The sequence below is a fragment of the Microcystis aeruginosa LEGE 91341 genome (genome assembly GCF_015206885.1).
Classification (GTDB): Bacteria; Cyanobacteriota; Cyanobacteriia; order Cyanobacteriales; family Microcystaceae; genus Microcystis; species Microcystis aeruginosa_H.
Genome location: NZ_JADEXY010000127.1, coordinates 1 through 12,136, shown reverse-complemented (window position 1 = coordinate 12,136; position 12,136 = coordinate 1). Strand labels below are relative to the sequence as shown.

Here is a 12,136-nt window from a genome sequence, read left to right as displayed (position 1 = left end):
CCCTTAATCCCCCCTTAATCCCCCCTTAATCCCCCCTTAATCCCTCCTTAATAAGGGGGGTGTCTGATGGTTTTTAACACCTAACTACTTATTGATCGGTTATCAACTTTTAATTGATGTTAAATGCGGGTTTTAATCTGGTATCGCAATGATCTGCGAGTTCACGATCACGAGGCAATTTATCGAGCTATTCAAGAACAATTAGAGATAATTCCCTTCTATTGTTTTGATGAGCGTCAATTTGGTTTTACTTCCTACGGGTTTCCCAAAACTGGCAAGTTCCGGGCTAAATTTTTATTAGAAAGCGTAGCAGATTTGCGACAATCTCTGGAAGGTTTAGGCAGTAATTTAATTATCCGATGGGGAAAACCAGAGGAAATTATCCCGCAATTAGTTCAAGAATTGCAGATAGCCAGGGTTTATTATCATCAAGAGGTAACAGCAGAGGAATTAGCGGTAGAAAAAGCTGTAAATAAGGCTTTATCCAGAGTTCCTGTGCAGATAAAAACTTTTTGGACAGCCACTTTATATCATCCTGATGATTTACCTTTTACCCTTAATCAACTGCCGGAATTATTTACTAATTTTCGTAAACAAGTAGAACGTCATTGGGAAATAAGAACAACTTATACCAATCCGAAAAAGTTGACAAAACCACCTAAAATAGATTGGGGAAACCTTCCTAGTTTAAACGATTTAGGCTTAACAGAACCCATTCTAGACCGGGGAGGTGTTTTGTCGTTTCAAGGGGGTGAAATGGCAGGAAAATCACGGGTTAAAGAATATATTTGGGATAGTGATTCCTTAAAAATCTATAAGGAAACCCGCAATGAAATGTTAGGGACTAATTATTCCTCAAAATTCTCAGCTTGGTTAAGTTTTGGCTGTCTTTCCCCCCGTTATATCTATGAGGAAGTACAAAAATATGAGCAAACAAGAGTAAAAAATGACTCTACCTATTGGCTGATTTTTGAATTATTATGGCGAGATTTTTTCCGATTTATTTGCAGTAAACACGGGAATAAAATTTTCTATAAATCTGGCTTGCAAGAACTTAATTTACCTTGGTTAGAAGATTGGGAAAGATTTAATCTTTGGTGTGAAGGAAAAACTGGTTATCCCCTTGTAGATGCTAATATGAGAGAATTAGCCGCGACAGGATTTATGTCGAATCGTGGCCGGCAAAATGTCGCTAGTTTTCTGACCAAAAATCTCGGTATTGATTGGCGTATGGGAGCAGAATGGTTCGAGTCATTATTAGTTGATTATGATGTGTGTAGTAATTGGGGTAATTGGAATTACACTGCGGGTGTCGGCAATGACGCGCGAGGATTTCGTTATTTTAATATCCCTAAACAGTCGAAAGATTATGATCCCAAAGGTGACTATTTACGTCACTGGTTGCCCGAATTAGCCCGAATAAAAGGCGATAAAGTTCACGAACCTTATAAATTATCCCCAGAGGAACAAAGGCTTTACGGGGTGATTTTAGGGGTTAATTATCCTCGTCCCATTGTCGATTTTTTTCAATCGATCAAACACAACGAAAAAATTTATCTTCAGCATTTTAGTGAACAGTAATCAGTGAACAGTAATCAGTGGACTTCTACCTAATATTATCTCAAGACTATAATTCTTTCTAGACAAGAAACTTACTCAGATAAAAATGATTTTAATGTCCCTATATTTTTCAGTTAAATTTAATTGCAATAATAGATATACATTTCAGCATCAAACTATTTATTAGTACAAATTATCAAAGCAAGCTCTGATTGAGTTATAATTTTTGGACATGTCTCATGAACTGATAACTGATAACTGATAACTGATAACTGATAACTGATTAAGACATTTCTAACATTCTTTGAATCGGCAACAGTGCCTTAACTCTTAAATCTTCAGAAATAGTAATTTCTGGAGTTTTATCTCGCATACAGAGATACAATTTTTCGAGAGTGTTCAGTCTCATGTAGGGACACTCATTACAAGCACAGTTATTCAAAGCTGGTGCGGGTATAAATATTTTCTCTGGGGCCGATTTTTGCATCTGGTGAATAATCCCCGGTTCTGTGACGACAATAAAGGTTTTTTCAGAACTTTTTAGAGAATAATTTAATAGTGCCGTCGTAGAACCAATATAATCGGCATGGCGTAAAACCGATGGTTCACACTCAGGATGGGCGATAATTTTTGCTTGGGGATGGGCGACTTTTAATTCTATTATCTTGCGTTCGGAAAAAGTTTCATGGACAATACAACTACCCTGCCAGAGAACTAAATCTCTACCAGTTTGCTGACTGACATAACGGCCTAAATTGCGATCAGGAGCGAAGATAATCGGTTGATGAGCAGGGATTTGGTTAACTATTTTGACTGCATTGGAACTGGTGCAGATAATATCACTCATGGCTTTAATTTCTGCACTGCAATTGATATAGGAAATCACGATATGATCGGGATATTGGGCTTTAAAACGAGCAAAATCTTTAGGATGACAACTATCAGCTAAAGAACATCCCGCATCTAAATCCGGCAGCAATACTAACTTATCCGGATTTAAGATTTTAGCTGTCTCTCCCATGAAGTGAACCCCCGCAAATACGATCACGTCTGCTGGGGTTTGGGCAGCCTGCTGGGATAAACCGAGAGAATCACCAATATAATCAGCTATATCCTGTATGTCAGAATTTTGATAGTAGTGAGCCAGAATAACAGCGTTTAATTCCCGTTTAAGCTCTTTAATTGCTGTAAATAGGTCATCAGGTAAGCTCGATCGATTTGCGGGTTGAACAGTTGTGAACACGGCGGCATTTATGGTTATTTTTACCAAATACTAAATAGTCCCTTATATCATAGCAAATTTTTCTGAGGAAAGACCCCAAACAAAAAAAAGCTTGATGGAACAGCGATCAAACGACTGACAACCAAACTCTGACACCCTATCCTATCGAGAGATTCTTGGTCAACGGTAAACCCTATGTTAAGGGTGATCACAATATCAGCCAAGAAAATTTCAGGTTTATTCCTATCAAATTTCTGGGGACACTTCGGCCGAACGAGATAAAATCAAGAAATCTTAGCAGGGTTCCGATTTGGTGCGCTCTGACTTGTATGCTCACGCTCTTGGCACTATTTGCCCGAATAAACCCGCTAAAACTGAGATTATCGCTAAACTTAAGGACTCTTGGCTAAATACCAGAAAACACACCTATTTTACTCGAAACGAAAAAACTGGGCATAAAATCGAAGTTAACCAATAGTCACCGAGTTTTAAGGCATTAGCTAGGGATAGCCTCTGTCTTTGGCTATTTTACGAGACTAGGCTCCTGTATCAACTGTTAAACTGATTGGGATCGACACCGATCGCCCCTTCACCGTCCGCATCTTGCAGGTTAGCACCTTCTAAACGAGCATGAGTGAGATTGGCCTTCTCTAAGTCAGCTTTTTGCAGATTGGCGTTGGTTAAGTTTGCCCCTTGCAGGTTGACTTTTTCTAAATCTGCACCTAAGAGATTGGCCCCGCTTAAATCGGCCTCCGCTAGGAGAGTTTTGCCGAGGTCGGCTCCCCGGAGGTCAGTCCCTTTCAGGTTAGCACCCTGTAGGTTTGTTCTTTCTAGATCCGCTTGGCTGAGGTTTGCTCCTTCTAGATTGGCTGAGGACAGGTTTAAATCTTTGAGGCTAATTCCGTTAAAGTCACAACCGACACAGGCGTTAGTTTCCCGTAGTTTTTGCAGATTATCGGCAGCTGACGGTGGCGAAACTGGTTCAACAACGGCAGTTTTAGGAGCTGCGGCACTGGTGGTGGTAACGGCCCTAGCGATGGCAGGATGGAAGCAAGAAAAAACTGTGATTAGCAATAGACACAAGGCTGTCAGTAGCGATCGAGTGAGGGGGCCTGTAATCGGTTTCATCGTTTTTGATCTCCTTGAGTGATCTTTATTGAGTCTCTGTTTTCACTCTAGGCAATGGCTTTAATAAAAACAAATATTCTTTGTTTTCAAATCCATAAATTTGCTTTATGCAAAGCTGGGAAGCCCCCTCGCCGTTCCATCACTTTTATTTATTAAAACGACAATTAAGAATATTTGCTTTTATGCTTGTCCCTTATCTAAGATAATAGTGTCCGGCCAAAATCCTAGGGAAGGAGAGTGTTGTCAGTAGATCTGACCATCGATCGCAAGCTCAAGAACTTGACCTTGGATTGATACCGACAAAAAAATAGTCAAGAATCCTAGCAGGAAATACCAAGACGCATCTACAACGTCATAAAAGTAAAAATATAATTATATGTCCCCTCAAATTCTCGATATAGCCGAAAATCTCTCTCTAACCACTTGCGGCACTATTCTCACCCTGGCAGTCTTAGAAACCATTCTATCGGCCGATAATGCCGTCGCCCTAGCGGCTTTGGTGCGAGAACTTCCCGACCCCAGACAACAACGCCAAGCTTTAAACTGGGGGTTAGCGGGGGCATTTGTATTAAGAGTTGCCATGTTAGTGAGTGCCAGTTGGACAGTTAAATTCTGGCAGGTGGAGGTACTGGGTGCTATTTATCTGCTCTGGTTAGCAGGTAAGCATTTTTGCCAGAAATTTTTAGATATAGACATAGAAGACCAAAATTTTGCCCCTAATCTCGCCATAGAATCTTTTGGCCGTGTTATTGTTCTGATTGCTTTTACAGATATGGCTTTTTCCCTCGATAGTGTGACAACAGCGATCGCCCTAGCCGATCGATTCTGGATTCTTCTCACTGGTGGTATTTTGGGAATGTTAGCCCTACGATTTTTAACCGGTTTATTTGTCAGGTGGTTGGCTGAGTTTGTTTACCTACAAGATGCGGCCTATCTGACGGTTTTAGCGGTAGGGGGAAGATTGCTATTAAAAGCTTGTCAACCAACCTATTTGCCGCCAGAGTGGATGGTATTAATGATGGTGGCGATCTCGTTAAGTTGGGGCTTTTCTAAGCGTGTTGTGGTGGAATAGTTCTAGCAGCAAGGGATTTTCTCAATTTTTTAGGAGCGTGTCAATCGTTATACTCCGGGAGGATGGGCGACTGTGACATAATTTGGGACTAGGTACGGTAAGAGTCGCTAGTGAACCCCGTTAGCCTTGGAGACTTCCATGCTAGACACCATTTCCACCCTATCCCTAAAACTAACAGCGATCGAAACCACGGGAAATCCTCTCCCGAAAGTTGCCAGTTGTTCCTCTACCTGTCGTTACTGTCGGTTTTATAAGTTTCAGGGGAGAGGAAATGGCTATTGTCAACGCTTGGGAGTCCCTGTCCACAGTCATTGGCGTGCCTGTCCTTTAATTTGTCCACCTTTCGCCCCTTCTTGGGAAAGGTCGGAAAATGGGCAATTCTAAGTAGTTATCTGGATTTTACCACCTGTATCGAGCAATTTTTTCCCCATCCCGCTCCCTGCGAGGATGGGGTTTTAATCGAAACCGATGCTTTCTACTCCACCGCTATCGGGACTGGTGACGACAAAATAGAGAATTCCTGACCCGAGACAAGCGATCGCTATACTAAAGCAAATAATCCAGACTTGAGCAGGTTTGTAACTATTATTATCGATCGCTCGCCGGATGAGAAAATACCGGCGCGTGGCGATGACAACGGTTAATAATCCCACCATAGCGAAGACAAAACCCAACAACCAACCTAGTCCTAGAGATGACGAAGATGCTGTCCGTAAACGCAAAATGACCAGACCAAAACCCATCAAAGCGATCGAGGCACGCATCCAAGACAGATAGGTACGTTCGTTGGCCGAATGATCTCGCCAGTAATCAGGGTTAAATTTCTGCTTTGTCTTTCGGGATTTAAACAGCATAGAGGAGTTCCTCGCAGTGAACTTCAATAAAATCAAGTATTCTTTTTTCTGGTTTTAATAAATTGTTTTTATCATCTAGTTTTTCGCTTATCTTTAACCAATTCAAGGGACTTAAGCAGATTATCATCCATAAATAGGGGGAGCTTACCGTCCCATCTTTCGATCGCTTTGTTCTGTAAAACTTCTGGACTTAAGGAATCTTGGAGAATGCGATGAGCTTCCGCCTCTCCTTTAGCCAGATTGATTTTTACTTCCGATTCTTTCAAGGCTTTCAGCACCATAAAACCGGCTTTTTTGGCCTCCTGTTCGGCAATTTGTTTGGCTTCCACTGCATCGGTAAAGCGATCGGAAAAGTTGACATGAACCAAAGAAATATCATCGACACCGATATGATAATTTTTCAGTCTTTCGCTCAAACGAATATCTACTTCTCCTTTCACCTCCTCCCGTTTAGTAATTAATTCTTCGGCGGTATATTTAGCCATAACTTCCTTGAGAATTTCCTCCACTGCTGGATCGATCACTCGTTCAATGACAGCCGCCTCATCGCCAATTTGTTGAAAAATATTATTAACTTCTGATGCTAAAATATGCCAATTCAGTGCCACATCTGTAAATACTTCCTGTAGGTCTTTGGAGGAAGCTTCGGCCGCTATCTGTTGTTTTTGGATTCTCACACTTAGTTTTTTTACCGTGTTAACAACAGGAATAATCCCGTGAATACCCTCATTAAGTATTTTCTCCTGTACTTGACCAAAAACCATTAAAACCCCTCTCTCTCCCGCATTGACAATCACGAAAGGATTAAAAATAATCGCCAAAATTAATAACAGAAAAAAGATATTACTTGGTCTAGCTAAAAGACGAATTTTGGGCATTTTACTTGAGAATATAGATAATTGATGGGATAGGTTTGCCAATAAATAAAAGAGCCAACTCTGTCTTCGTAATTAGTGACATTTTTATCCATTTGAAGAACTTCAATAACTAGAAAATGAAGATTTAGCTTCGTCCTTTTCGTCCCGTCTGACTGGCGAAATATCAGAAAATACTTGTCTATTTATAGTTATCATAGTCGCCGATTAAATGTTTTCGTAATCATGAATTAAAACCAGTATCTCGTTAGTTGTTGACAAAAAAGGCATTTATTTATCCAAGAAAGGAATCGGGGTTATCCAGAAGCAATTATAACAAAATTTCCCTTGTCTTAAATGGTACATTCTCATTCCGCCATTCTAGCTGGTACTTTATTTTATAGCAATTACCCTAAAACTCAACCCTTTGACCATAACTTAGGAGACTTTGTAGGGTGGCGAGGCGATTTTCCCAGACTTGTATTTGATAAACAGATAAATCTTTTTGTCTGGACATCACAGATTTAAATTGATAGCTAAATCGCTTTAGAGCATTTTGAGTTAAAGTCAAATTGCGAGGGCTGGGATTAGTAGCTAATTGTTCTAATATATTAGCCATTTCGTCCACTTCTTGCCCCCAAGTTTTTAGGGTTCCTTCTTCCATTGCCCATAAATTATTAACTATTAAAAAACTCCACTCTTGACGCAGAGAATTAAACCGCACCGCTGCCGTTTTAAAGGGTTCACGGTGAGGTAAAGGTTCAGATTTTTTCGTAATTATCGATCCCTGAATGCGATTAAGAATTGTTTGCAGGTTGGGATTGAGATTTTCTGTGGCAAAAAGAGCGAATCCCGAAGTGGGAAGATTGCGAATAAATTGTAGTTGATCGATCATGACTTGATCGGGTACTTTTAACAGACGGATACCGGGTATAATCAGAGCATTTCCTGCAATTTTGCGATCAAATAAAGACTTAGTTTTATCTTCTAAAGTCCCTGTATCAAGAGCATAAGTCATTAAAAATATCAGGTCTATCCATTGATTTTGTCCCCACTCCTCCCAGTTTTGTTGAATACGATATAACCGTTCTTTTTGTTCTAGGGGAAACACCGCCGCCGACATTTTTAATTGGGGACGAATCTGTTTTAAACGAGTAGAAACCTGGGAGACAAAAGTATCAACCTGACGGATTTTAAAGCTAGTCCATTGTTCCCATAAAGCACCCCGGGGATTTAAAGTAATGGGATCAACTCCTGTCATTTGTTTAAATAACCACCGGCTGGATTTACCATAACCATAGGTTTGATGAGAATTTTGACTCTGGAAGGGATAGCGAATATAATCTAACTGCAAGCCATCCACATCATAATTCTTGACAATTTCCTCGTAAAGAGATAAAAGATAGTTCTGTAGGTCGGGATTAGCAGGATCAAAAAAGGCTTTTTTTGTGCCTTGACTGTAATCAAAAGAACCACCACTTTTATTAGTTGCCCCCCAATCGGGATTACGCGATAAAACTGGACCGAGATAATCTAATGGTTGCTCTAATACTTTATTATGAGCTTGATTAGCCGCCGCAAAAACCCACACCCAGGCGTGTATTTCCATATTACGTTCATGGGCTAATTTAACGGCAACTTTTAGGGGATCCCAACCTCTAGTTAAAGGGTTTTGTTCGGGGGCAACTTGACTGGGATAAATAGTATAACTAGCATTAACTGTCTCGAAAAAGACCACATTAATACCCGCTGCCGCCATGCGATCAAATACTTTAGCTAAATCCTCCTCATTTTTAGCTTGTACGATCGTTCCTCGATCTAACCACATTGCCCGTATTTCTGGTTGGGCAAATTGTCGATTAGTGGGATAATTATCCCAAAGATTTCGCCGCGCTTGTAACCAAAATTCCCGCGCTTGGGTATAGTCCCCCTGAGCGATTAAATTCTGAAAATTATTTAAGGCTCCTTGGGCATTTTCCAGGGCTAAACGGAATCGTCTCGCCCCATCCGAGGTGGGGGAATTTTTCGCCCGATTATGAAATGCTTGTGCTAAGGATTTATCAGTATTGGATATATTACTATTACTGGCTTCTAAAGCTAAGAGAGTCGCCCCATAACGCCCGATTAATCCCTGCAATTCCGCGCTCATTTGGCTAATTTGTTGAGGAGTTAGGCTCGCTCTGGGGGGAATTGCCTCGGTATTCGGACTTAATCTCGCTGTTTCACTGGGGGGATTTTCTAAAATCTGGGGTAAAGGGCGACGGGGTGCGGTCGCTGTTGGGGTATTATTAATATTATTAACTATTGTTGATTGCCCTTGACAATAGGGCGCAATTGTGTTAAGAGAAGAACTGCGATTAATGCCGTAGCGTTGCAGGGCGGTTTCTAACCAAGCGCTATCGAGGGCGAGATTAGCGACGGCATCGCTGCCCCAGCGCCAACCGAGAAAGATCGAGTTATTATTGAGGACAACGGCGGGGGGATTATTGCGCGCCCCCCAGACGGCGACGGTTTGGCTATTAACTCCCGTGGGGATAACCACACCACCGAGGAGACTGCTGGCTAAAGGTTTTTGGTTTTTCAGTTCACCTAAATTAGTCGGTCGCAGGGTGTAAGCTTGGGAGTGGGGATAAGCCCAGTAAGCCCCAAATAGCGATCGCAGTTGATTACGCACAGCAGGTTCCGAAAGATTCCCCGCCGGACCTGTGACAATAATTTTACCACCGCGATTCAGCCAACGACTCAAGACACCGGCTTGTAAACCGGAAATAGTCTCGACGTTGGGGATGATGAGAACCTTAATTTTATTTAAATCCGCGTCGCTTTGCCACTGGTTACTCTGGAGAATACAGTAACTAACCCCGACATTTTGTAAACGTTCGGTGATAGCTGTCCATTGATTGGCATTTTCCTGACTTTTTAACACTGCCACCGGTGCCGCTAACACTGGGATCGGTAGCAAAACGGCAACACAGGACGAAAGACAGGCAATCAGCGGCTTTTTAAAAAGATGATCAAGATGGAAGGACGATCCCAGCACGTTTTTTTCTCTTAATTTTTTGGTTAACTCCTCCTGATCTTACCCAACTTAGCCAAAAAAGAGTATCTTTGGCAACAAAAATTGCTTCTTAGTCGTCAGCAACACGGTTTTAGGGTGTTGGGGTTTTAGTTGAAATTCCCCACTTCCCCATTCATAATTCATAATTCATAACTTAGCCAAAAAAGAGTATCTTTGGCAACAAAAGTCGTCTGCAACACGGTTTTAGGGTGTTGGGGTTTTAGGGTTTTAGGGTTTTAGTTGAAATTCCCCACTTCCCCATTCATAATTCATAATTCATAATTCATAATTCCCTACAACTGTAAGGACAATTGCCGAAAGTGATCGCCGCGATGTTCAAAACTTTGGTATTGGTCAAAACTAGCGCAAGCGGGGGATAATAACACCACTTTAGCCTCTTTTGCCTGTCCTAGTTCAGCTGCGCGTTGAACTGCCCTGTCCATCGTCTCTACACATTCATAATCTTGATAACCTGCTGACTGTAAACGACGGGCAAAATCGGCGGCAGCGTCACCAATCAGCAGCACAGTGGCGACTTTTGCCTTAATTTCAGCGATCCAAGCCCGATCATCCCCTACTTTCGCTTCTCCCCCCGCAATTAAAATCGCTGGACTAGGGACGGATTGTAAGCCCACGGCAGCGGCATCGTAGTTAGTTGCTTTACTATCATTAATAAAGTCTAATCCCTTATAGGTACAAATATACTCTAAGCGATGGGCAACCCCGGGGAAAGTGGCGATCGCTTCGGTAATGGCTTTTTTCTCGATTCCTGCCAATCTAGCGGCGGCCACAGCCATAAGCAAATTCTGCTGATTGTGACTCCCCACCATTTTCAGGAGATTAACCGGGGCAATTAATTCGCCAAAAGCCACGATCCAGTTATCTTGCAGATAAACACCACGACTAGGATCGCCTAAGAGTGCCTCTTTGCCCTGCACAGAAGTCCAATAAGCTTGTTGCCATTGACTAACACCGATTTGACGCAGATAGGGATCATCACCGTTGAGGATTTGGCGATCGCTTCTTTGCAGTAAAGAGGCTTTAATCTGATAATAATTTTCCAGGGTTTGATGACGACTGAGGTGATCGGGGGTAAAAGTTGTCCAGATGCCGATTTTCGGCGATAAATCCCGACTGGACTCGATCTGATAACTACTAATCTCTGCAATAATCCAATCGTATTTATCGGCTTTTAAAGCCAATTCACAGGCAGCATAGCCGATATTACCGCAGGAAGGGGCATTTAACCCAGCTTTTTGAAAAATAGCGGCACAGAGGGCGGTGGTGGTGGTTTTGCCGTTAGTCCCCGTAATCCCCAACCAGGGGGAAGATTGCAGATAACGCCAAGCTAATTCTAATTCTCCGATCGTATCGATGCCTTTTTCTCTGGCAGTAATTAAAATCGGGGCATCCCAAGGCACGCCGGGGCTTACCACGATAAGATTAGGCAAGTAATCTGCCTCTAGACTGAGATTTTGACCAAGATTGACAATAATTCCTTCCCTTTCCAGATTGGTTTTGGTTGCTTGTAAACTGGGAGAATCAGAGCGATCGCTTAATGTCACCTGCCAACCATCCCGTTTTAAGCATCTTGCCGCTGCTATTCCCGATCTTCCCAATCCAATAATCGCCGCTTTCGCCATCTTGTTGCCACTCTACTCAAGGGTCAATTTTTAGCAATCTCTATCCTACTGTGGATTAGGTCGAGTCTCTTCCTTTGAAAACAAAATTCTCTCGCTTGCGTCTAGATCGATAAAATAAATGCAAGTACGATCTCCATAACAACACACCCTATTTATGAATCTAAAATCATCCTTAAAATTTACCCTACTGTTTTCACTTCTGGGGGGTTGTCTCCTGACGACACCCAGTCAAGCAACTCTCTTTGAACAACGAGAAGTTAATCAAGAGGATTTTATCGCTATTGCCCGTCCCTACGGTAACGGTAAATACGATTTACTGATTTTGCAACAAATCCCCGGAAAACGCCAATGTTGGGCGGTAAATGGCAGAGAACCGACCATTGTTCAGCCTCTCCTCCTCGATTTCGATTTTACCGGCAGTTGTGAACGGGCCACCGACAGTAACGGTTATTCCCTTCGCATTCAGGGCAAAGATTACGGTTTAGAATACCTGCTGCGTATCGTACAACGCAACGGGGAATTAGTCCTCGTGGGAACCCCCCGCAATCCCAGACAATCGGAGGTGATTATTGGACGGACAAAAGGTTTAGGGACCGGTTTAATCCAAATTTATCTCATCGATGGCTGGCGCTTTACTAAACGCAGTCTAGCAGGTCAAAATCTCAGTCATATCTATCTAACTGCCGATAGTCCCAGTTTCAATCCTCCCCCGGAATTACTCGCGGGTACCCAATCGTCTATCCCC

General features: G+C 42.2%; 10 protein-coding genes. 4 read left to right on the top strand and 6 right to left on the bottom strand.

All coding sequences use genetic code 11. The annotated features are described in order from the left end of the window. The first annotated feature begins 123 nt into the window (after positions 1–123). Positions 124–1,581 (top strand): DASH family cryptochrome, encoded by a 1,458-nt coding sequence (locus tag IQ234_RS16695; RefSeq protein WP_193957904.1) that lies wholly within the window; start codon positions 124–126, stop codon positions 1,579–1,581. Positions 1,582–1,843: 262 nt separating this feature from the next. Here IQ234_RS16695 and nadA read toward each other — a convergent pair whose 3' ends face one another. After that, positions 1,844–2,803, bottom strand: coding sequence for a quinolinate synthase NadA (nadA, locus tag IQ234_RS16690; RefSeq protein WP_193957903.1), 960 nt, complete (start codon positions 2,801–2,803; stop codon positions 1,844–1,846). Between the two features lie 528 nt (positions 2,804–3,331). After that, complete coding sequence (locus IQ234_RS16685; RefSeq protein ID WP_193957902.1) at positions 3,332–3,910, bottom strand: pentapeptide repeat-containing protein; 579 nt, start codon at positions 3,908–3,910, stop codon at positions 3,332–3,334. 376 nt (positions 3,911–4,286) lie between these two features. On the opposite strand from IQ234_RS16685, the gene IQ234_RS16680 reads away from it, so the two are divergent. Together IQ234_RS16680 and IQ234_RS16675 are read left to right on the top strand one after the other, a co-directional pair. Continuing rightward, positions 4,287–4,982, top strand: a complete 696-nt coding sequence (locus tag IQ234_RS16680) for a TerC family protein (RefSeq protein WP_104396467.1) — start codon at positions 4,287–4,289, stop codon at positions 4,980–4,982. 138 nt (positions 4,983–5,120) lie between these two features. Next, the gene (locus IQ234_RS16675; RefSeq protein WP_193957901.1) at positions 5,121–5,366 is read left to right on the top strand and encodes a hypothetical protein; all 246 of its coding nucleotides are present in this window, start codon (positions 5,121–5,123) and stop codon (positions 5,364–5,366) included. 71 nt (positions 5,367–5,437) lie between these two features. On the opposite strand, the gene IQ234_RS16670 is transcribed toward IQ234_RS16675, so the two are convergent. From IQ234_RS16670 to murD, 4 genes are all read right to left on the bottom strand, one after another. Continuing rightward, on the bottom strand, positions 5,438–5,836 hold the full coding sequence (locus IQ234_RS16670) for a YidH family protein (RefSeq protein WP_193957900.1): 399 nt from the start codon (positions 5,834–5,836) through the stop codon (positions 5,438–5,440). Between the two features lie 71 nt (positions 5,837–5,907). Continuing rightward, positions 5,908–6,714, bottom strand: coding sequence for a prohibitin family protein (locus IQ234_RS16665; protein ID WP_193957899.1), 807 nt, complete (start codon positions 6,712–6,714; stop codon positions 5,908–5,910). A 388-nt stretch (positions 6,715–7,102) separates the two neighbouring features. Beyond that, positions 7,103–9,730 (bottom strand): glycoside hydrolase family 10 protein, encoded by a 2,628-nt coding sequence (locus IQ234_RS16660; RefSeq protein WP_193957898.1) that lies wholly within the window; start codon positions 9,728–9,730, stop codon positions 7,103–7,105. 311 nt (positions 9,731–10,041) lie between these two features. Beyond that, positions 10,042–11,391, bottom strand: a complete 1,350-nt coding sequence (gene murD, locus IQ234_RS16655) for a UDP-N-acetylmuramoyl-L-alanine--D-glutamate ligase (RefSeq protein ID WP_193957897.1) — start codon at positions 11,389–11,391, stop codon at positions 10,042–10,044. 154 nt (positions 11,392–11,545) lie between these two features. Here murD and IQ234_RS16650 point away from each other — a divergent pair. Then, a partial coding sequence (locus IQ234_RS16650) for a DUF3747 domain-containing protein (RefSeq protein WP_193957896.1) occupies positions 11,546–12,136 on the top strand: 591 nt, incomplete at its 3' end.

What these genes read in the sequence shown, in the direction of transcription:
- IQ234_RS16695 (WP_193957904.1), top strand. Translation starts at nt 124, where the DNA reads ATGCGGGTTTTAATCTGGTATCGCAATGATCTGCGAGTTCACGATCAC.
- IQ234_RS16685 (WP_193957902.1), bottom strand. Translation starts at nt 3,910, where the DNA reads ATGAAACCGATTACAGGCCCCCTCACTCGATCGCTACTGACAGCCTTG.
- IQ234_RS16680 (WP_104396467.1), top strand. Translation starts at nt 4,287, where the DNA reads ATGTCCCCTCAAATTCTCGATATAGCCGAAAATCTCTCTCTAACCACT.
- IQ234_RS16675 (WP_193957901.1), top strand. Translation starts at nt 5,121, where the DNA reads ATGCTAGACACCATTTCCACCCTATCCCTAAAACTAACAGCGATCGAA.
- IQ234_RS16670 (WP_193957900.1), bottom strand. Translation starts at nt 5,836, where the DNA reads ATGCTGTTTAAATCCCGAAAGACAAAGCAGAAATTTAACCCTGATTAC.
- IQ234_RS16665 (WP_193957899.1), bottom strand. Translation starts at nt 6,714, where the DNA reads ATGCCCAAAATTCGTCTTTTAGCTAGACCAAGTAATATCTTTTTTCTG.
- murD (WP_193957897.1), bottom strand. Translation starts at nt 11,391, where the DNA reads ATGGCGAAAGCGGCGATTATTGGATTGGGAAGATCGGGAATAGCAGCG.